We start from the raw sequence: 20,324 nt of genomic DNA on the forward strand, positions 1-20,324 counted from the left end.
TGGCCGACTGCCCGGATCGTCAAATTCCGGCTGGTCCCCGGCCTGTTGGCTTCCGATCGACCGCCGGTCCGTAGCCCTCCGACGCACCGGTCGCACCGCCGGAGTCCCACTGCCCCGGCCGAAACAGCACAGTTGACGGCCGGCCGGCCAGCCGTGAAGATCAGCTCGCCCCGCGCCGCGGCCGCGCGGCGGCAGTGCCTGAGACCGGGGAGCCTCGACGCCATGCCCGACCGGACACCCACCCGCCGGCCCACGGCGCTGGTGATCGGCGCGAGCGCCGCGGGGCTGTTCACCGCGGCTGCGCTGGCCGGGTCCGCCGACGTCACGATCGTCGAACGGGACGTCCTGCCCGCCGGTGCCGCGCCGCGCCGCGGTGTGCCGCAGGCCCGGCACGCGCACCTGGTGTGGAGCGGCGGGGTGCTCGCCTTCGACGCGCTGCTGCCCGGTGTCGTCGACGACGTCGTGGCGCGGGGCGGTCGCCTCGTCCGCATCATGGGCGACATGGTCTCGCGGGCCCCCAACGAGGTCTGGTTCCGCCGCTTCCTGGCCACCCACCACCGCAATCTCGCCAGCTCCCGTGACCTGCTCGACGCCGTCCTGCGCGACCGTGTCCTCGCCCACCCGCGGACAGCGCTCCGGCAGGGGACCACCGCCCTCGGGCTGGAGGGCGACGCCCGCCGGGTCACCGGCCTCCGCGTCCGCGACGCCACCGGGGAACGCACCCTGACCGCCGACCTCGTCGTCGATGCCTCGGGGCGCGGTTCGCGCACCCCCCACTGGCTCCGATCCCTCGGACTCCCGCGCGTCACCGAGCGCAGGGTCGACGCCGGCATCACCTACGCGACCCGCGTCTACCGGGCTCCCGGTACCACCGCGGCCGCCGGGTTCCCGCTCGTCAACGTGCAGGCCAACCCGTCGGAGGCGCCGGGGCGGGGAGGCATCGTCCTGCCCGTCGAGGGCGGCCGCTGGATCGTCACCCTCGCCGGAACCCGCGGCGGGGAACCGACGAGCGATCCCCGTGCCTTCGTGGAGTTCGCCAGGCGCCTGGCGGACCCGGTCATCGGCGCGCTCATCGAGAACGCCGATGCTGTCGGCGGCGTCACCGTGACACGCGGCACCGCCAACCAGCGCCGCCACTACGAGAAGATGAGGCGCTGGCCCGACGGGTTCCTTGCCATCGGGGACGCGGTCGCCGGGTACAACCCCGTCTACGGGCACGGACTGACCGTCGCCGCACAGAGCGCCGTCGCCGTCCGCGGCCTCCTGCGGACGACCGGGATGACCGCCCCTGGCAGCGGGCGTCTCCTCCAGCGTGCCGCCGCCCGCCCCGTCTCGGCCGCCTGGAACCTCGCGGTCGGACAGGACGCCTTCTATCCGGGCGCCACCGACACCCCGCCGAGCCTCCCGCAGCGGCTCCTCGCGCGCTACGTCGACCGCGCGGTGGCCACGGGAGCCCGCAGCCCGCGTGCCCTGGGCGCCCTGCTGGACGTCATGAGCCTGGAGAAGCCGGCCACCCGTCTGTTCGCACCCGACATGCTCCTGCCCATGCTTCTGGGCCCGAAGAAGAAGCACCTTTCCGGCCCCCCGCTGACCGAGGCGGAGTGGGAGGCGGCCCGGCCGTAGCCCACGTCTCTTCGCACATCCTGCTCCTGACTAGGTTGACTGACCTACCTAGTCAGGCAGGGGAGTGCGATGAGCGAAACCGGCGCTGCGGCCCCGCGGCCCGCGAAGCGGCGGGGAACCGCGCGGGAGAAGCTGCTCGCCGCCGCGGCGCGCCGCTTCTCGCGGACGGCGTGTCGGCGACGGGGATCGACACGATCACCGCCGAGGCGGGTGTGGCCAAGATGAGCCTGTACAACAACTTCTCCTCCAAGGCCGATCCGGTCCGGGCCTACCTGGACGCCCGGCACGAGGAATGGCTCGGCCTGTACCGGCGGCGACTGGAGCGGGCCGAGGACGCACGCGCCGGCGTGCTGGCCGTCTTCGACGCCTACGCCGATCACGCCGCGTTCGCCTACGAGCGCGGGTTCCGCGGCTGCGGTCTGCTGAACGCGACTGCCGAACTGCCCGCGGGGGACGAGGGCCGGCCCGTCGTACGCCGGCACAAGGAGGAGGTCGAGGCCCTGCTCGCCGGGCACGTCGGGGAACTGCTGCCGGGGCGGCCCGAGGAGGCCCGCGCGAGGGCGGAGCACCTGGCGTTCCTGCTGGAGGGCGCGATGGCACGCGCCGGCCTGGAGGGCGCGGGTGCGCCTCTGGAGCGGGCCCGCGCGATGGCGGCGGACCTGGTGGACGGGCTGTGACCCGGTCCGCAGGACCCGCGGCCGGCTCGGTGCCCACGGGGTCGGTGTGCGTACTCGTGGCGTCGGTGCTGTGGGGGACGACCGGTTACGGTCGCGACCTTCGCCCCGGACGTGGGGCCCCTCGCGATCGGGCGCGGTGGCCATGGGGCTGGGCGGTCTGCCCCAGGCACTCGTGGCCGCGCCGCGCATCGCCCGGGAGGCGCCCCGGTTGCGGGCCCGGGGCGGTGTGGTGCTGCTCGGCGCCCTGGCGGTGGCGGCCTATCCGCCGGCCTTCTACACCTCGATGCACCTGGCGGGGGTCGCGGCGGGGACGGTGGTCTCGATCGGTTCGGCACCGCTCGCCTCGGCGCTGATCGAGCGGGTCGTGGACGGGCGCAGGCTGACCCGCCGCTGGACGGCCGGGGCTGCCCTGGGGCTGTCCGGGACGGCCCTGCTGTGCGTGGCCGAGGCGGCCGGGGGACACGCCGGGCCCGGCGGCAACTCCACGGGGGCGACCGCGCTCGGGGTGGGGGCTGGGGCTGGTGGCCGGCCTCACCTGCGCCCTGTACTCCTGGGCGGCCCACCACCTGATCGGCGGCGGTGTCTTTGCCGGCGCGGCCGTGGGCACCGTCTTCGGCCTGGGCGGACTGCTGCTCCTGCCGGTGCTGATGGCCACCGGGGCCCGCTCCTCGACTCGTCGTCCGACGCGGCTCTCGGCGCGTACACGGCGCTGGTGCCCATGTTCACCGGCTACGTGCTGTTCGGCTGGGGCCTGGCGCATGTTCCCGCGAGCACGGCGACCACGCTCTCGCTGCTGGAACCGGCCGTGGCGGCGGTCCTGGCCGTCGTGGTCGTCGGTGAACGCCTGCCCCTGCCGGGCTGGGCCGGCCTCGCCGCGGTCGTAGCCTGCCTCGCTGTACTCACCACGCCGCCCCGCCCCGCCCGTGGGCCCCGCCCGGCCCGGCAGGCCGTCCCCAAAGCAGGCCCCGCCGCGCCGCCCTGCCGGGCCGGCGTCACTTGTACTGGGCGATCTGGATCAGGTTGCCGCACGTGTCGTCCAGTACGGCGGTGACCACCGGGCCCATCTCCACGGGCTCCTGGGTGAAACGCACCCCGAGTCCGCGCAGCCGGCGGAACTCCGCGTGCACGTCGTCGACGGCGAAGGACGTGAGCGGGATGCCGTCCGCGACCAGCGCCGTCTGATACGGCTTCACGGCGGGGTGGCTGTCGGGTTCCAGCACCAGTTCGGTGCCGTCGGGGTCCTCCGGCGACACCACGGTCAGCCACCGGTGCTCGCCGAGCGGGACCTCGGTCTTCTTCACGAAGCCCAGGACCTCGGTGTAGAAGCGCAGGGCTTTGTCCTGGTCGTCGACGAAGACGCTGGACAGATGGATCCTCATGGGCTGCTCTCCGGCGCATCGGGCTTGAGCCATCGGGTCACGATGTGCTCAAGCGGTGCGGTGTTCAGGTCGTGGAACCTGTAGCGGCCCTCGCGGCGCCCCCGGACCAGGCCCGCGGCTTCCAGGACGGCGAGGTGCTGGCTGACCGCCTGGCGGGACAGGCCCAGACCGTGTCCGGTGGTCAGGCGCGCGCATATCTCGAACAGGGACTGTCCGTCCCGCTCCGCCAGCTCATCGAGGATGCGCCGGCGGGTGGGGTCGGCCAGCGCCTTGAAGACATCTTCCGGCACGACCCCACCATAGGCAAGTCGCTGCTTGCCTGACAATTGCTCCTCACGGGCGGCGGCGTGCCGCGGCTTCGCGGCCGGACGCTCCTGCGCGCGGGCGGTGCTCAGCCGGCGGGACCGGGCTGCCGGGGTCAGGGCCCGGGTGCGAGGAGGTCGCCCACTTCGGCCGCGTAGAGCAGGGCGGGGTCGAAGCCCATGCCGGTGAAGTGGCCGGCCAGTTCCAGGGACAGGACACCGTGCAGCCGGGTCCAGAACGTCAGGGCCCGGTGGAGAACGAGGGGTGGCCCGGGGTGGGCGCCGGCCCACTCCCGGTGGTCCGCGAGGTGGGCGTCGAACGGCGTCGCCGCACTGTCCGGGGTCTGCCCCGCCCAGGCGTCGAGCAGCAGGGTCATGATCCGGTCGGAGATGCCGGTGATGTCCGCGGGGGCGTGGTAACCGGGCACGGGGGTGCCGTAGATGAGGAGGTACCGCTGCGGGTCCGTCAGGGCCCAGTCGCGCAGCGCGTGCGCCAGCCCGGCCGGGTGGGCCCCGGCGGCCGAGGCCGTGGCGAGCGTGTCGGCCAGGCTGCGGTACGCGTCCCGGACGAGTTCGGTGATCAGGTCGTCGCGGCTGGCGAAGTAGCGGTAGAGCGCGGGACCGCTCATGCCCATCCGCTTGGCGATCGCGTTGAGGGAGAGCGCGGACACCCCCGCCGTGGCGATCTGCTCCCAGGCGTGTCCCTTGATCTCCGTACGGACCTGGGCGCGGTAGCGCTCCCGCGGGTTCTGTGCGTCCGGCGTCGTCATGGCCCGGCTCCCGCCTCCTCCCACCATTCTCAAGCTACGGCCTCACGTGTTGGTTAGAAGCTATCACGCAACCGGTTGACCTCCCGTTCCAGACTAGTTATAACTTCTAACGAAAGCTCAAGCTTCTAGCTCACAAGGGGTTGTGTCATGTCCTCCCGTCGCCGCGGCACCGCTGTCCCCGCCGTCCTGCTCACCCTCCCGCTGGTCGCCGGCCTCCTCGGCGCCGCCGCGCCCGCCGGGGCCGGCCCCCGCGCCGCCCACTCCCTCACCTGCCGCGGAGAGGGCGTCGATCCCCGGGCGCGGGTCCGTTACCGCACCGAGACCGTGATCCACGCCCCGCTGCGCACCATCTGGAAACTGCAGACCGACGTGGAGCGCTGGCCGTCCTGGCAGGCCCCCGTCACGAGCGCGGAACGCCTCGATGACGGCCCGCTGAGGACCGGCTCGGCGTTCCACTGGACCACCCCGGTGCCCCCCAACCCCGCGACCCCCGCCACCCGTCTGGACATCACGTCGACCGTCCGCCGGCTCAGGCACGGCTCCTGCGTCCGCTGGACCGGCCCCGCGGACGGTGAGGGCCTGCACATCGACGGCGTCCACGTGTGGAACTTCACGAAGGTCAGGGGTGGTGTCCGGGTGAGCACCGAGGAGACCCACACCGGCCCGCAGGTCGACGCGAACGTCCCCGCCGCGACCGAGATTCCCCGGCAGGGCCTCGAAGCGTGGCTGCGCGACCTGCGGACGGCGGCCGAGGCCCGCGCCCACCACGAGGCGCGGTGAACCGCCCGGCCCCTCGTCCCCGGCAGCTGCTCCGCGGAACGGCCTTCCGTCACCGCCGCCGGGCAGCGGCTACCGCCGCCCGCCGGGCCGCCGTTCGGCTTCCCGCGGTACACCGCCGGCCTCCCGTCCGGCGCCGTCGGCCTCTTGGTGGGAGCCGGCCGGCCCGGGCCCGGCGGCGCACCCGGTGCGCGCGGTGACCACCATCACCGCCAGACCGAGCGAGACGACCGCTGCGCCCGCGTACAGCGGCGCGGTGTAGCCCAGGCCGGAACTGATCAGGAGCCCGCCCAGCCAGGCCACCAGGGCGTTGCCGACGTTGGAGGCCGACACGTTGGCGGCGGCGAGCGGGGTGCCGCCGGTGGCGTCGGTGACACGGGTGATCATGCCGGCCACCGGCGAACCCGAAGACGCCCGTGAGGAAGACGAGCACCACCGACGCCACCCGGCTCTCGGCCAGCAGTCCGAACACCGCGAGCGTCGCGGCGAGTCCCGCCAGGGACCCGATCAGCGTGCGGTCGCGGTCGCGGTCGGCCGCCCGGCCCCCGGCGAAGTCGCCCACCACCAGACCGGTGCCGTAGACGACGAGCAGCCAGGCCACGTCGGTGCCGGAGAAGCCCGTGACCTCGGTGAAGGTGTACGCCAGGTAGCTGAACGCCCCGAACATGCCGCCGTAGCCGAGTGCCGTGGCGGTGAGGGTCAGCCACACCTGCGAGGAGCGGAAGGCGTGCGGCCGGGGGCGCGGACCGGCAGCCCGGTGGACTTCCCGCACGGAGCCCGCCGGGGCCGGGACCCACACGGCGAGGGCGGCGGCGGCCACCACGCCGATCCCGGTGATGACCCAGAACGTGGCACGCCGGCCCCAGCGTTCGCCGAGCAGCGCGCCGAACGGCACCCCCAGCACGTTGGCGGCCGTCAGCCCGGCGAACATCACGGCGACCGCGCGCGAGGCCCGCTCCGGCGGGACCGTGCGGCGGGCGACGAGCGAGCCGATGCCGAAGAAGGAGCCGTGGCACAGGGCGGCGACGACGCGGCCGAGCAGCGCCGCGGCGTAGGTGGGGGCGACGGCGGTCAGCAGGTTGCCGGCGACGAACAGGGCCATAGGGCGACGAGGACGGTCTTGCGGTGCACACGGGTGGTGGCGGCGGTCAGCACGATCGCCCTCACCGCCACGCTCAGGGCGTACCCCGAGACGAGCCACCCGGCCGCGGCGGCGGACACACCCAGGTCACGGCTCACCTGGGGGAGCAGGCCCGCGATCACGAACTCGGTCAGGCCGATCCCGAAACCCCCGAGCCCGAGCGCGGCAAGACCCGCGGGCACCTCCGCGCATCCCTGCCCGCCCCTGGATGTTCAAACATCATGGCGGGTGCCATCACCCCCTACAAGACCCTCCCCCAGGGCCGGACCCGGGCGAGGCGCCACCGCTGCGCGCGGACCTCAGCCCCGGTAGGCGGCGATCGCGAGCCGCACGAACGAACAGACCAACGGGTTCACGTCGCCCTCGTTCCACGCGACCACCACCGGACTCGGCGCCATGCCCGCCAGCGGCACCACGGCCAGGCCCTCCGGCACCTCGTGGCCGACAGGGGTCATGCCGACCGTGCCGTTCCACAGGACCGCCTGCCGGCATTCCTGGACGGTGCGCACCACGGGTCCCTGGCGGCGTTCGTCCCCGTTCCAGTACGACTGCCAGAGCGGGTCGGTGCCCTCGGGAAACAGGAACCAGCGGCGGTCCGCCAGTTCGGCCGGCTCCAGGCTGCCACGGCGGGCCAGCGGATCGTCGGCGCGCAGCAGTGCGCCCACCGGATCGGCACGCAACTCCCGCACGCTCAGGCCGGTCCCGTCGAACGGCCCCCGGGTCAGGGCGACATCGACAAGACCGGCGTGCAACCCGCAGGTGGGGTCGGTCAGATCGGTGTCACGGACCCGGACCTCGACGTCCGGGTGGCGTCGGCGGTACGTGTCGGCCAGCCGCGCCGCCGCCGGGTCGGTGCTGTCGCCCAGGATGCCGATCGTGACGGTGGCGGCACCGGCCGCCGCGGCCACGCGCACCGCCGCCCGGTCGGCCTGCTCCAGCAACGCGCGCGCCTCTTCCAGCAGGACCGCTCCCACCGCGGTGAGCGCGACACCGGCGGACGAACGCTCGAACAGTGCGGCGCCGGCCTCGGCCTCCAGACGCTTGATCGCCCGGCTCAGCGGAGGCTGGCTCATGTGCAGTCGGGCGGCCGCCCGGCCGAAGTGGAGTTCCTCGGCGACCGCCACGAAGTAGCGCAGCGTACGTAGCTCCATGGTGCGACGATACCCGTTCGGTATCGAGGTTCCGGAACGGGTCTTGGACAGGCCCGCGCCCCCGGCGGTGGAATCGGAACATGACCCACACACCGAGCACCAGCCGGCCGACCACCGACCCCGCCGTGTCGGTGGTCGGCCCGGACGACGGCGAGACGATCTCCCTCGGCACCACGCGCATGCGGATCCTGGAGGACGGCAGCAACACCGGCCACCGCCTCGGGATCGCCGAGTCGGTCCTCGCCCCGCACACCCCCGGCCCGCCGCAGCACCGCCACGCCCAGCACGACGAGGGTTTCTACGTCATCTCCGGCACGGTCCGCTTCACCGTCGGGGACGAGGAGCACGACGCGAGCGCGGGCACCCTCGTGATGGTCCCGCCCGGAGCGCCGCACACCTTCGCCAACACGACCGACCGACCGGCCGTCATGCTCAGCACCTTCACGCCGGACCTCTATGTGCAGTACTTCCGCGATCTGCAGGACATGTTCGCCGGCGGCGCGACGCCGACCCCGCAGGCGAGCATCCGGACGATGAGCCGCTACGCCACCGAGCCCGCCACCGACTTCGTGCCCCGGCCGGAAGGACACCTCCGGCCGGAAGGAGACAACGGGTCTGCCGCCGACGGGGACCAGCACGGCCGAAGCCTTCCCAACTCGTGACACGTGTGTGCTCGGCCCTGACACCTACGTGTTCCCCCGCAACCGACGGCAACGAACGGAACGATGAACGCCGCATATTGGGTCCTCGCCGGCCTGCTGGCCCTCTTCTACCTCTACGGGGGCGCCCTGAAAGTCCTGCGGAGCCGCGACCGGCTCCGGCCGATGATGGCCTGGGTCGACAGCATGCCGATGCCGTCCGTCAGAGCCCTCGGGCTGACCGAAGTGCTCGGCGCGTGCGGACTGGTCCTGCCTCCGCTGACCGGGATCGCACCCTGGCTGGCCCTGGCCGCGGCCGTGGGGTTCACGGCCCTGCAGATCGGGGCGGTCAGGGTCCACCTGAGCCGAGGAGACCACCGTATCGCCCTCAACCTCACGCTCCTGTCGGTCGCGGCCGTGACGGTCTGGCCGGCGACGACATGGCTGTGACGTCTTTCCCCTCGCCCGGGGCCGGCGCGTCCGCTGACATCCGTCGCGGCCGCGTTCGCGGTTGCCGCCCGTGGGCCGGTTCTACCGGACCGCCGTGTCCGGGGTGCCAAGGCGCTGGCCGAGGAAGAGGGCGGCGCGGTCCAAGGCCTCGTCGGCCTCGTCGAGGACACCGGCGAAGGCCTGGAACACGTGGGGCACGTCGGCCGTGACGTCCAGGACGACGTCCACTCCGGCCGCCATGGCCCGCGCGGCCGTGCGCGTGGAGTCGTCCAGGAGTATCTCGTTGGTGCCCACCTGCAACAGCATGGGCGGGAAACCGGTCAGGTCGGCGAGGACGGCCGGGCTGAGCAGCGGGTGGTGCGGGTCCTGCCCGGCGAGATACATGTCTTCGGTCGGCCGCAGGCCCTCACGTGTGAGGAACGGATCGATGCCCTCCTTGGTGTGCATGCTCTCTCCCGTCCGGGTGGCATCGAGCCCCGGGGAGAACGCCACGATCGCGGCGGGCAGGGGCAACCCCGCGTCGCGGGCGGCGAGGCAGGTGGTCACGGTGAGTCCACCCCCGGCGGAGTCGCCCGCGAACGCGATCGCCCCCGGTTCCGCACCGCTGTCGAGGAGCGCGCCGTAGGCGCTCAGCGCGTCCTCGATCGCCGCCGGGAACGGGTGCTCGGGAGCGAGCCGGTAGTCCAGCGAGAAGGCACTGAAGCCGGTCCTGGCCACGAGGTTTCCCGTCAGCGACAGCGCCGTCTCGGGAGACCCCGACACGTAGCTGCCGCCGTGGAAGTACAGGATCGTCCCTGCGCGCGCGCCTGCGACCGGCTCGACGAGGAGCGCGGGCCGCTCGCCGAGGGTCGCGGCGGTGGTGAGGATCCCGGACGGCACGATCATCTCGGCCATCAGCGCCCTGAATCCGGCCCGGATCTCCTCGATCGACCGGGGGCCCTGTGGCCGGGGCCGCCGCACCATCGCGTCGATCTTCGCCCGCTGTTCCTTGCTCATCGTCATGACCTCCGTCTGCAAGTAGCTGCCGCTACACTATATGCCATGGCATATAAATCTGTTGACGGTTCTGATCGATGCGATGACCCTGACGGCATGGCGGGCTTCTTCGACGACCTCGTCCGCTGTGAGACGCGGCTCTACAACGCCCTGAACGACCGGCTCCGCGAGCAGCATGGCATCGTCACCTCGCAGTACGAGTTCCTGCGCCACATCCGGGACCACCCAGGGTGCCGGGTGGCCGACCTGGCCACCGCGTTCGCCATCGGCATCGGGGCGACCAGCAAGAGCGTCGACCGCCTGGAGAAACGGGGCTGGGTCGTCCGGCAGCCGAACCCGGCGGACCGCCGCTCATCGCTGCTGGCCCTGACCGACGACGGCGCTGGGCTGGTCGAGGCGGCGCAGCGAACCTTCACCGAGCGGCTGGCCGAACTGGTCCGAGACACCTTCGGAAGCGCCCGCACGGCCCTCGTGGCCCAGGCCCTCTCGGAGCTTCGTTCCGTGCTCGAACGCGACCGGATCGGCATGCCGACAGGCTGATCCGGGGGCGCCGCTACGCCCGGCGCCCCCGCCCGAACTTCTCGACGGCTTCCGGGGTGACCGGCGTGAAGAAGTTGACGAGGTTGCCGTCCGGGTCCCGCAGCAGCAGCGACCGGTTCCCCCAGGGCATGGTGGTGGGGCCGCTGACGAAGTCGGTGACGAGACCGGTCAGGTTCCGGTGCACCTGATCGACGTCGTCGACCAGGAACTCGATGATCACGCTGTGGTTGTCGGCCGGGCGGGCGGAGCCCGGCGCGAAGAGCGGGACGGTCCGGGTGCCGGCGACGGCGAGGGTCGCCGTGGGGGTCTTGAGTTCGGCGAAGTCCTCGGTGGACCAGACCGCCGCAGTTCCGGTGGCCTTCTCGTAGAAGGCGACGAGGCCGGCGACATCGCCGCTGATGATGCGAACCGAGACGAAGTCCATGGTGTTCTCCCTTGCGTGGCCGGAAGCCCGTCCTGAGCGACCGGTGGTCGGTGACGTTGTCGAAGGTAGAACAGATAGAGGACAGAATCGGTCCAGTATTGTCCGTAGACTCCGCCTCATGTCCCGACCCACCGGCCGTGTGCTCACTCTTCTGGAACTGCTGCAGTCGGGCGGCACCCGGACCATGACCGAACTCGCCGACCGGCTCGGCGTCGACCCGCGCACCGTGCGCCGGTACGTGGACCACCTGATCGACCTGGACGTGCCGGTCGAGGCGGTGCGCGGCCGCTACGGCGGCTACCGCCTCGCGCCCGGCTACCGCCTGCCCCCGCTCATGCTCAGCGACGACGAGGCGCTCGCCGTGTCGCTCGGCCTGGCCGTCGCCCGCCGGTCCGGACCGGCCGCGACGACCGCGACCGCCAGTGAGACTGCGGCGGCGAAAATCCGGCGGGTGCTGCCCGAGCGCCTCGCCCGCCGCCTCGACGCGGTGCTGGAATCCCTCGCCTTCACGGCACCGCCCGGCGACTTCGCCGCGCCCGACCCCGCGGTCCTGCTGGCCGTCGCCGACGCGGTTCGCCACCGCCGGCCCCTCTCGATCAGGTACACCGACCGCCGGGGCCGGCGCAGCGAGCGCACGCTGCACCCGTACGGGCTCGTGGCCCACTCGGGCCGCTGGTACGTCACCGGTGCCGATCCCGGCATCGGGGAGGACCGGACCTTCCGTCTCGACGGCATCACCGACGCGCGGATCCTGCCCGGATCGTTCGAGGCGCCCGACGGCCCCGACCCGGCACGGCGCGTCCTGACCGCTTTCGCCACCGCGGAGTACCGGCACGAAGTGACCTTGCGCGTCCACGGGACGATCGAGGAGATCCGCGCCCGGCTCCCCGTCCACATCGCCACAGTGCAGGAGCAGGAGCAGGAGCAGGAGCAGGAGCCGGCGACGGACGCGGACCCGGCGGCCGCCCGCTGGTTCCGTGTCGAACTGCGGGCGGAACGGCTGGACTGGCTGCCCGGGGTGCTGGCCGCGCTCGACCGGCCGTTCGTCATCGAACGCCCGGACGAACTGCGCGACCTCGTCACCGCGCTCGCCGACCGCCTGGCGGCCGGCGCCCGCCGCACCTGAAGCCACGGTGCCGGTCGGCAGGCAGAGGGACGGGCTCGACGCCGGCGGCGACCGGGGGAGGGGAGGGCCAGGGTTCCGCCGCCGGGATGTCCACCGTCCTGCCGGACCGACCCCGGCCGGCCTCCTACCGGCGCTCGGAGTGGTGCAGCTTGCGGGCGGCCTCGTGGCGGGTGTGGACACCGAGTTTGTTCAGGACCGCGCCCACGTGATGTCCGGCCGTCTTGGGGGTGATGTAGAGGCGGGCGGCGATCTCGGCGTCCGACAGGCCCTCGTTCAGCAGCTTCAGGACGTCCAGCTCACGGTTGGTCAGCCCGTACGGATTGGCCCGGGTGGCCGCCCGCGGGCCACGGCGGACCGGGCGGACACCGCGGGCGCGCATCAGGGCCCGGGTGCGGACCACGGCCGGCCGGGCGCCGAGTACCTGGAAGGCCGCCAGGGCCTGGTGCAGCGCGGGAGCGTCGCCGCCGGACAACCGGGCCAGCGCGGCGTCGTACGGGCAGCCGAGTCCGTCCCAGTGCGCCGCGGCGCCGGCCCCGTCACCGGCCAGCTCCAGCGCGTAGGGTTCCGCCGCCGGAACCGGCGGCGGCGTTCCCCCCGCGCGGCGGATCCAGCAGGCCAGCGGGCCGGACAGCCAAGGGTGGCTGCGCTCCTCCAGTGCGGCCAGGCCGCGGCGTGCCTCGGCCTCCACCCGCTCGTGGTCACCGGCCAGCCAGGCCGCCTCCACCCGGGCCTCCCATCCAAGACCCGTGTCCAGCAGGCAGTCCGAGTCGACCAGGCCCGCCGCCTGCTCCAGCAGCGGCCACACCTGCCCCCTGCCCCGACGGGCCCGCACCAGGGCCAGCACGGTCAGCGCCACCGCCCGGGCCACCGGCGGGGAGCTGGGATGGCACAGCACCTTCTGCGCGGCACCGGCGGCCTCGGGCCACGAGCCGCGGTTCAGCAGCCCCCAGCCGGCCCAGGCATGCGTGCACAGCAGGTAGGTCGGCAGCTCGCGGTCGAGGCAGTAGGCCTCCGCCCGGCTCACCGCTTCGCTGCTCCGGACGGCATCACGCCGCAGTGCGGTGAACCAGGACATCACGACCGCCGACTGGGCCGCGTCCACCGGCAGCTCCTGTGCGATCGCGTCCGACAGGGCCCGCTCGCACTCCTCCCAGCCGTCTCCCTCGCCCAGCAGCCGTGCCGCCGCAGCGTGGAAACGCGCCTGGACGACCGCGCCCGCGTCGCCGAAGCGCTCACCCAGCGCGATCGCCTTCTCGGCGTACGAGGCGGCCACGGGCACCGGAGCGTGCCCGTAGCAGGCCAGCTGACACAGGTTCAGGTAGGCCCAGGCCAGCTCCCGGCTCGGGGCCAGCTCTTCGAGCACCCGCACCGCGTCCCCGCCGATCCGCCTGGCCTCGACGGCCCGCCCGGCCGGCCACAGCCAGTTCGACAGCCAGCGCAGGTCCTCCCCTTCGCGCAGCCGGTCGCCGAGCCCGTGGCGCAGCCGCACCGCCGTGCGGCGAGAAGCGACCCCGTCGTCCAGTTGGCTGGACAGGAGACAGGCCCGTGAATGTCCCTCCAGCAAGGAGGCCCGTCGATCGGGCGGCAGACCGTCGGCGTAGCGCAGGGCGCGGGCGTACTGGGTGGCTGCTTCCCGGTGGGCGCCCAGCGTGGCGGCACGGTCGGCGGCGGCAGGCGCGTACTCCAGCACGGCGGCCGGATCCCGCGCGGCCTCGGCGTGATCGGCCAGCAGCGCCAGGTCATCCGCGGCGGTGGCGCCCGAGCGCATGGCCGCCAGCACCTGCCGGTGCACGTGCAGCCGGCGGGCGGCGGGTACGGCCTCCAGCACGGCCAGCCGGGTGAGTTCATGGCGGAACTCGGTGATCTGTCCCTCAGCGCGCACGATGCCGCAGGCCACGGCCTCCTCGAGCCCCTTCTCCGCGCCGGGAAGGATGCCGGTCAGCAGCGGCAGCGACACACGGTGCCCCAGGACGGCCAACACGTCGACGACCGTGCGTGTCGCGGCCGACAGGCCCACGAGACGACCGGCGACGGCCTCGCGCACGCTGGCCGGGATCGTCTCCGTGGGCGCGGCCAGGATCTCGGCGACGATGAACGGGTTGCCCCCGGAGACGTGGTACAGCTGCTCGGCGTCCACGGTGTGTCCCGCGGCGAGCCGGGCCACGGCCCGGCGGCTCAGGGGGGCCAGGTCGTGCCGGTACACCCACGGATAGCGGGCCAGAGTGCCCAGCAGCGCGGTCAGGTGAGGGGTTCGGCCGATCTCGTCGTCGCGGTAGGTGGCCACCACGAGCGCGGGGACGCCCGGCAGGCGCCGGGCCAGGTAGCGCAGCAGGTCCATCGTGGCCTCGTCGGCCCAGTGGATGTCCTCCACGACCAGCAGGCTGGGGCAGCCGCTCAGGTCGGCGAGGAGATGGTCGAAGACCTCGTCGGACCGGCAGGTCCCCGCCAGCGCACCGGTCAGGGCGGTGCGCACGGGCCGCCCCAGGCGCGGAGCGAAGTCCATCAGCGGGCCCAGAGGACGGGGCGTGGCCAGCGGGTCGCAGGCGCCGACCAGGACCCGGACGCGGGGATCCGCCGACCGGGCCAGCCGGTGCACGACGGTGGTCTTGCCGATGCCGGCCTCGCCGCGCACAAGAGCAAAGCCCCCAGGGCCGGTCACGGCCGCCTGCAGGTGACCGGCGAGGTCCTGGAGCACAGCCTCTCGCTCTAGCAGGTCCATCACCAGCCAGTTTGCCCCCGGGGCCGGAGCCGCGCAAAAGATCCAGACCGGGGACGGCACACCGACCGGTCGGGTGGAGCCACGGACCGGCGGGGCGAAAGGTGGGGTGCGCTCGGGCGGAATATGGGGCGTCCACCCGATGCGACACCGTTCAGGGCGTGGAAGGCTGACGGAAGAGTTCCAGAACCCGGGCCTCGCGGATTGCGCATCGAACCGGGCTGTGCCCAGCGTGTACCGGGCCGCCCGGCGGGTCGGCCGCCGCGCGCTGCTGGAACCAATACGGAAAAGACTTCCCGTATTCGAAACATTCTGGCCGACCGGCAGAAATCAATCGCACTCACCGGAGAAAAACGTCATGATCAAGCGCATCGCAAAGCGTACGGCCGTGCTGACCGTCTCGGCAGCCATAGCCGCGGGAGGCGCTCTGGCTCCTTCCGCCGCCTTCGCCTCCCCGGAGCCCACAGGCACTCACGCGTCGGTACCGTACGACAACGGTAACCACGGACGAGGAAAGGGCCAGCGGGCGAACAACAACAACAATAACAACAACAACGGTGGAGGCAGGCGGGCGAACAACAACAATAACAACAACAACGGCGGCAGGCGGGCGAACAACAACAATAACAACAACAACGGGAGGGGCGCGAACAACAACAATAACAACAACAACGGGAGGGGCGCGAACAACAACAATAACAACAACAACGGCGGAGGCGGGAACAACAACAACAACAATAACAACAACAACGGCGGAGGCGGGAACAACAACAACAACAATAACAACAACAACGGCGGAGGCGGGAACAACAACAATAACAACAACAACGGCTGAACTTCAGCGGTCCGGCCGGGTGGTGTCACCCGGCCGGACTTGCGTGTGTGCGGCGCCGCCAGGCTTACGAGCCCGTGTTCTGGACGCAGTTGACGTTCTGGGTCCCGGTGAAGGTGTTCCCCTGTCCGACCTGCCCCATCGGGTAGCAGACCTGAATGAGTGAGATGCCGCTCAGAATCGAGAGGAGTCCCCTGTCACCTTGGGCCTGGGCGCCGGCATTGTTATTGTTGTTGTTCACATTGCCGTCGCCGTTGTTGTTGTTATTATTGTTGTTGTTGTTCGCTCCACCCCCGTTGTTATTGTTGTTGTTGTTCCGTGCGGCGAGGCAGTCGTCTCCCACCCGGAGCTGCCCCTTCGGGTAGCAGGCTTCGATGAGCGACCTGCCGCCCAGGAGCGAGAGGAGTCCTCCGTCGCCCTGCGCCTGAGCGCCGGCGCTGCTGAAAAGAACCGCTGCCGCCGCTGCGATGCTGATCGTGGCACATCGCTTCGTGAGCTTCATTCGACCGGCCTTTCGTCGTCCCTGGTGCCGCATCCTGACTTTCCGTGGCCAGGATGGCGACGGCAGGCCCCGGACGATCACATGGCACGCTGTGACGTCAGCCTTTTCCCCCGTACAGCCGCTCCGCGGCGCGAATCGGGCGCGGCGGGCGGTCTTCGTCCGAGCGTGCTCGACGACACGGGAGGTCCGGCCGGGGGCCGCGCCTCGACGGCGCAGGCACGGCAGAGCAACGACCCTGCCCCCGGCGGCAGTTGCCGGCCACTTCGGCATAGCGTCAGAGCATGGAGTTGAGCATGCGAGCGCACGACGCGCACGACGCGTGGGGCGCGCAGGACACGGCCAAGAGGTTGCGGGCGATCACCGACGAGCTGTCCGATCGCTTCTACGAGCGCGCCGACGTCGTGCGGACGCTGGTGATCACCCTGCTGGCCGGTCAGTACTCGCTCGTGCTCGGCCCGCCCGGAACCGCGAGTCCGAGATGGCACGGGAACTGACGGGCAGGATCAAGGGGGCGGCCTACTAAGAGATCCTCCTGTCGAAGTTCACCGCGCCGACGAGGATGTTCGGTCCCATAGACGTCGCCGCGCTGGCCCGGGGCGAGTACCGCCAGGTCTACGAGGGCCGGGCCACGACCGCGCACGTCGCCTTCATCGACGAGATCTTCAAGTGCTCCACGGCGGCGCTGAACGAGACGCTGGGCTACCTCAACGAACGGATCTACCACCCCGAGAACGGCGGCGAGCCGATCCGATGCCCCCTGATCGGGGCCATCGCGGCGAGCGACGAACTGCCCGGCGGAGAGGACTCCGCCGCGATCTACGACCGGCTGCTGGTGCGGATCGAGGTCGACACCTGGCCGACCCCTCGAACTTCGCCGCACTGGTCCGCTCCGCCGTCCGCCGCCCTGCGGCACGGGCACGGACCACGGTCGAGTTGGCCGCGTTGCGGCACGCCGTGTCCGGAGCCCTCCCGGCGGTGGAGGTGCCCGACGCGATCGTGGACGCCGTGTGCACGCTGCGGGCCGGCCTGCGCCGCAAGGAACTCGTGGCCTCCGACCGGCGCTGGCGGCAGGCAGTGGGTCTCCTCCAGGCGTCCGCGTACCTCGACGGCCGTCCGGCGGTCGCCGAGACCGACCTCTCGGTGCTGACCCATGTGCTGTGGGACTCGCCCGCCCAACGGCCGACCGCCGAACGCGAGGTGCTGCACCTGGTCAACCCGGACGCCAAGGAAGCGCTCGAACTGTCCGACGCCATCGAGGAGTTGGAGAACCAGCTCGACGCCATGGCCGGGCAGTCCCGCGAGGCGCTGAGCGAGTGGGTCATCAAGAAGGCCCACAACAAATGCGCCATGGCGGGGAAGCGGCTGGAAGAGCTGCGTGAGGAGGCGGCCGACGGCGGAGTTCCACCGCCACCATCGACCGCGTCACCGGTCAACAGCGGGCCGTCCGTGCACGCGTGCTCACCGAGGCACTCGGTGTCGACGCCGGCATGGTGCAGGCCCAGCTGTGAACACGGCGGACAACAGCACCACGGGGGACATGACCGGCCCGCACACCGCCGTCGTCGTCGCGGACCGGTCCGACCGGCTCACCTGGCGCGACACCTACGACCAGTCGGCCGGACTGCGAGAGCTGGACACGGAGTTGACGACGGGACACCAGCATGCCAACGACCTCCTGACCGACGTCTTCCTCTCCGCCTGCCAGGTCGATCCGTGGTGGCGCACGTGTGCGGAAATGGCCCCTCCCGGCTGGTCAACCACCAGGTCCTGACCGCACTGGTGGAGTCACCGGAGTTCACCGTGCTGCGCCGGGAGACGGTCGGCGACCCCTACGCCGCCGCCATGGCCGTACTGGCCCAGGCCACCGCGCTGCGCCGGATGCTGCACCTCTCGCGGGAGGCCCAGGAGCAGGCCGAGCGGGCTGTGCGACAACCTCCGCTTCGTCGAGGACCTCACCGACGTCCGCGCCGCCGCCGACCTCTTCCGGGTGATCTGACCTAGCGCGCCCAGCCCGGTTGCGCCGGGCGACGAGAACCGGTCCACCACCGGGTCATGGGTCACCGGGCCGGCGCGGCGGCGTCCGGCGGGCCCGACCAGCGGGGGACCGCACCGTGCGGTCCGTCTCCAGCTCGATCGTGGTGCGGGTCCACCGGCTGAGGACGAGGTGGGTTTCCACCCCGGCCGGCGGACGAGCGCCTCCAGCAGTCGGATCCCGAGGATCGCCCCGGTGGCTCCGGTCATGCCGACGATCAGCCGGTGTGCCCGTCCGTGAACCCCGGCAGGACGGCGCGGTCGCGGGAGTCCAGGGTCCGGGCGGCCCGCCAGACCGCGGCCAGGTCTCGGCGGCCGGGCCGACCGCCGAGACCTGGCCGCCGCTGATCGCGACGGAACCCGGCTCGTACACCGCCCGCCGCTCGTCGGCGGTGACGCCCCGGCCGCCGGACAGCAGCAGGTCACAGTGGTGCGTACGTGAGCTGGTCATGAAGACCCCTGGATGGATGACATGCAGTGCAGCCCTTCGCGCGGTCAAGCGCGTTCGGCCGGAACGTCGATCGGAACGTCGATCGGAACGCCGACCGGGCCTGCGCCCGCGTGCGGTGAAGATCCGGCGGCGCACAACAGTGAAGGCCCGGTGGATACCGGGCCTTCACTTTCGTAGCGGGGACAGGATTTGAACCTGCGACCTCTGGGTTATGAGCCCAGCGAGCTACCGAGCTGCTCCACCCCGCGTCGACACCGTGAACTGTACGGCATCGGGCCGCCCAGGGCGAACCGGGTCCAGTTCACGGTCTGGGGCGGCACGACTCACGCGAGTTCGGGTTGCGGTTCGCCGGCCTGGGACTCCGGGGACCGGGGCGGTGCGGATCGCTGTCCCGGGAGCGGCACCGGCGTCTCCTGCGCATCCCACCGCTTGGTGGTCCGCACGTAGAAGAGGACCACCGAGGCCATCGCCAGGAGCAGGAGCGGCCCGTAGAGCCACGGGAGGTCGGCCATCTGCAGGGGGAGCCAGCGGTACGCCAGCAGGAGCGCGGTGAAGACCGTGGCGCCGTAGGAGATGAACTGGACGGCAGAGCGGTCCCAGCCGCGGGCGAACGCGCGCATCGCCGCCTCGACGGTGAGCGCGAACACGACGCCGGCGACCAGGTCGCAGCCGTAGTGGTAGCCGAAGCCCAGCGTCGCGGTCAGGGTGGCCACCAGCCAGAACGCACCGGCGTAGCGCATCGTCCGTGAACCCTTGCGGGAGTGGATGAAGAGCGTCGTGGCCCACGCCGTGTGCAGGCTCGGCATGCAGTTGCGCGGGGTGATCCCGTCGAACGGCATCGCGTGCGGGGCGCCGATCGGCGGCATCGTGCCGGGCCACAGGTCGGCCGTCGCCCAGTGACCGCCGTCGGTGCCGTAGGCGAAGACCGGTCCGACCACCGGGAAGATCATGTAGATGGCCGGCCCGAGCAAGCCGATGACCAGGAAGGTGCGGACCAGGTGGTGGGCCGGGAAGCGGCGCTCGGTGGCCACGTGACGCAGTTGGTACAGCCCGACGATGGCCGCTGCCAGGGGGAGCTGGCCGTACACGAGGTGGAGACCGTGGTAGCCGATCGATCCGCTGGCCTCGACGAGCCGGCCCACCAGCCAGGACGGGTTGCCCAGCGCGTGATCGGCGGTCGCCACGTACTGGTCGAGCACCTGCGGACGCGTCTTCGACGTGATGAGCAGCCAGGTGTCGCCCGTCTTGTGCCCGGCCACCAGCAGCAGGGCCAGCCCGACGCCCTTCAGCAGCAGCGCGCGCTCCTGGCCGCTGCGGCGGGTGACGGCGAGGACCGCACAGCCGAGGACCACCCACAGGGCGCCGTTGCCGAACTCCAGTGGGGCACCGGCTGCCCACCGCACCAGCAGGAAGACGAGGTCGATGCCGACCGCCGTACCGGCCGCGATGAGCCGCTGCCGCCAGGTGAGCACCACCATCAGCAGCGCCAGACCCGCGTACAGCAGCGGGCCCGAACTGGGATTGAAGATCACCTCCCGCGCCTGGTTGGTGAGGGGCCCCCGCAGGCCGTAGTGGCGCGCGGCGCATTCCAGCGCGACGAGGAATCCGAGGGTCACCACACTCGCCGTGACCCACAGGATCACCCGCGGCCGACGCCACGCCGCGGACTCGGGGTCACCGTCGGTCCGCGGGGATATCAGTGTCGGTATGTTCTTCAATTGTTTGGCCCATTTGGTAGACGTCGGACAAAGAGGTCGCTCATCGTGCTGGTCGGTACGCTTCTGCGGTGAAGACCGGG

16 protein-coding genes, 1 tRNA gene and 5 pseudogenes are annotated in these 20,324 nt (G+C 72.1%); 11 read left to right on the forward strand and 11 right to left on the reverse strand.

Translation table 11 applies throughout. The features are described from left to right. The first annotated feature begins 222 nt into the window (after nt 1-222). From AB0G56_RS25375 to AB0G56_RS25385, 3 genes and pseudogenes are all read left to right on the forward strand, one after another. Nucleotides 223-1,623, forward strand: a complete 1,401-nt coding sequence (locus AB0G56_RS25375) for an FAD-dependent monooxygenase (protein ID WP_360973045.1) — start codon at nt 223-225, stop codon at nt 1,621-1,623. Between the two features lie 69 nt (nt 1,624-1,692). Beyond that, nucleotides 1,693-2,300: pseudogene (locus tag AB0G56_RS25380) on the forward strand (TetR/AcrR family transcriptional regulator). Further along, nucleotides 2,297-3,351 (forward strand): annotated as a pseudogene (locus AB0G56_RS25385) (DMT family transporter). The pseudogenes AB0G56_RS25380 and AB0G56_RS25385 overlap by 4 nt, the downstream one beginning before the upstream one ends. Here AB0G56_RS25385 and AB0G56_RS25390 read toward each other — a convergent pair. From AB0G56_RS25390 to AB0G56_RS25400, 3 genes are all read right to left on the reverse strand, one after another. After that, a complete protein-coding gene (locus tag AB0G56_RS25390) occupies nt 3,293-3,679 on the reverse strand; it encodes a VOC family protein (RefSeq protein ID WP_360973046.1) in 387 nt (128 codons plus the stop codon). The pseudogene AB0G56_RS25385 and the gene AB0G56_RS25390 overlap by 59 nt on opposite strands. After that, the gene (locus tag AB0G56_RS25395; RefSeq protein ID WP_360973048.1) at nt 3,676-3,969 is read right to left on the reverse strand and encodes a metalloregulator ArsR/SmtB family transcription factor; all 294 of its coding nucleotides are present in this window, start codon (nt 3,967-3,969) and stop codon (nt 3,676-3,678) included. The genes AB0G56_RS25390 and AB0G56_RS25395 overlap by 4 nt, the downstream gene beginning before the upstream one ends. 128 nt (nt 3,970-4,097) lie before the next feature. After that, on the reverse strand, nt 4,098-4,751 hold the full coding sequence (locus AB0G56_RS25400) for a TetR/AcrR family transcriptional regulator (RefSeq protein ID WP_360973050.1): 654 nt from the start codon (nt 4,749-4,751) through the stop codon (nt 4,098-4,100). 147 nt (nt 4,752-4,898) lie between these two features. On the opposite strand from AB0G56_RS25400, the gene AB0G56_RS25405 reads away from it, so the two are divergent. Further along, nucleotides 4,899-5,531, forward strand: a complete 633-nt coding sequence (locus AB0G56_RS25405; RefSeq protein ID WP_360973052.1) for an SRPBCC family protein — start codon at nt 4,899-4,901, stop codon at nt 5,529-5,531. Nucleotides 5,532-5,600: 69 nt separating this feature from the next. On the opposite strand, the pseudogene AB0G56_RS25410 reads toward AB0G56_RS25405, so the two are convergent. Both AB0G56_RS25410 and AB0G56_RS25415 read right to left on the reverse strand, forming a co-directional pair. Next, nucleotides 5,601-6,851 (reverse strand): annotated as a pseudogene (locus AB0G56_RS25410) (MFS transporter). A 117-nt stretch (nt 6,852-6,968) separates the two neighbouring features. Further along, the gene (locus tag AB0G56_RS25415; RefSeq protein WP_360973054.1) at nt 6,969-7,820 is read right to left on the reverse strand and encodes a LysR substrate-binding domain-containing protein; all 852 of its coding nucleotides are present in this window, start codon (nt 7,818-7,820) and stop codon (nt 6,969-6,971) included. Nucleotides 7,821-7,900: 80 nt separating this feature from the next. Between AB0G56_RS25415 and AB0G56_RS25420 the strand changes: the two genes are divergently transcribed. Both AB0G56_RS25420 and AB0G56_RS25425 read left to right on the forward strand, forming a co-directional pair. Then, nucleotides 7,901-8,482, forward strand: coding sequence for a cupin domain-containing protein (locus AB0G56_RS25420; RefSeq protein ID WP_360973056.1), 582 nt, complete (start codon nt 7,901-7,903; stop codon nt 8,480-8,482). Nucleotides 8,483-8,545: 63 nt separating this feature from the next. Next, on the forward strand, nt 8,546-8,908 hold the full coding sequence (locus AB0G56_RS25425) for a DoxX family protein (protein ID WP_360973058.1): 363 nt from the start codon (nt 8,546-8,548) through the stop codon (nt 8,906-8,908). Between the two features lie 81 nt (nt 8,909-8,989). On the opposite strand, the gene AB0G56_RS25430 is transcribed toward AB0G56_RS25425, so the two are convergent. Beyond that, entirely contained in the window at nt 8,990-9,904 is a 915-nt protein-coding gene (locus AB0G56_RS25430) for an alpha/beta hydrolase (RefSeq protein WP_360973105.1), read from the reverse strand. Between the two features lie 96 nt (nt 9,905-10,000). Here AB0G56_RS25430 and AB0G56_RS25435 point away from each other — a divergent pair, with 96 nt between their 5' ends. Next, nucleotides 10,001-10,444 carry a MarR family transcriptional regulator gene (locus AB0G56_RS25435; RefSeq protein WP_360973060.1) on the forward strand — a complete coding sequence of 148 codons (444 nt, stop codon included), beginning with the start codon at nt 10,001-10,003 and terminating at the stop codon, nt 10,442-10,444. 13 nt (nt 10,445-10,457) lie between these two features. On the opposite strand, the gene AB0G56_RS25440 is transcribed toward AB0G56_RS25435, so the two are convergent. Next, a complete protein-coding gene (locus AB0G56_RS25440; protein WP_360973062.1) occupies nt 10,458-10,868 on the reverse strand; it encodes a VOC family protein in 411 nt (136 codons plus the stop codon). A gap of 118 nt (nt 10,869-10,986) precedes the next feature. Between AB0G56_RS25440 and AB0G56_RS25445 the strand changes: the two genes are divergently transcribed. Next, entirely contained in the window at nt 10,987-11,994 is a 1,008-nt protein-coding gene (locus AB0G56_RS25445; protein ID WP_360973064.1) for a YafY family protein, read from the forward strand. Nucleotides 11,995-12,118: 124 nt separating this feature from the next. Here the strand turns inward: AB0G56_RS25445 and AB0G56_RS25450 are convergent, their stop codons facing one another. Then, entirely contained in the window at nt 12,119-14,713 is a 2,595-nt protein-coding gene (locus AB0G56_RS25450) for an AAA family ATPase (protein WP_360973066.1), read from the reverse strand. 355 nt (nt 14,714-15,068) lie between these two features. Between AB0G56_RS25450 and AB0G56_RS25455 the strand changes: the two genes are divergently transcribed. Then, nucleotides 15,069-15,545: a hypothetical protein gene (locus AB0G56_RS25455; protein WP_360973068.1), complete on the forward strand. Its 477-nt coding sequence runs from the start codon at nt 15,069-15,071 to the stop codon at nt 15,543-15,545. 64 nt (nt 15,546-15,609) lie between these two features. Here the strand turns inward: AB0G56_RS25455 and AB0G56_RS25460 are convergent, their stop codons facing one another. After that, nucleotides 15,610-15,885, reverse strand: a complete 276-nt coding sequence (locus AB0G56_RS25460) for a hypothetical protein (RefSeq protein ID WP_360973070.1) — start codon at nt 15,883-15,885, stop codon at nt 15,610-15,612. Nucleotides 15,886-16,337: 452 nt separating this feature from the next. Here AB0G56_RS25460 and AB0G56_RS25465 point away from each other — a divergent pair. Continuing rightward, nucleotides 16,338-17,552, forward strand: a pseudogene (locus AB0G56_RS25465) (AAA family ATPase). 29 nt (nt 17,553-17,581) lie between these two features. Further along, nucleotides 17,582-17,967: pseudogene (locus AB0G56_RS25470) on the forward strand (hypothetical protein); the annotation flags it as partial. Between the two features lie 733 nt (nt 17,968-18,700). Here AB0G56_RS25470 and AB0G56_RS25475 read toward each other — a convergent pair. Together AB0G56_RS25475 and AB0G56_RS25480 are read right to left on the reverse strand one after the other, a co-directional pair. Then, nucleotides 18,701-18,774: transfer RNA gene (locus AB0G56_RS25475), tRNA-Met, on the reverse strand. Nucleotides 18,775-18,849: 75 nt separating this feature from the next. Continuing rightward, nucleotides 18,850-20,166, reverse strand: coding sequence for a phosphatase PAP2 family protein (locus AB0G56_RS25480; RefSeq protein WP_360973107.1), 1,317 nt, complete (start codon nt 20,164-20,166; stop codon nt 18,850-18,852). Nucleotides 20,167-20,324: the final 158 nt, after the last annotated feature.

Source organism: Streptomyces sp. NPDC021356 (assembly GCF_040641015.1).
GTDB lineage: Bacteria > Actinomycetota > Actinomycetes > Streptomycetales > Streptomycetaceae > Streptomyces.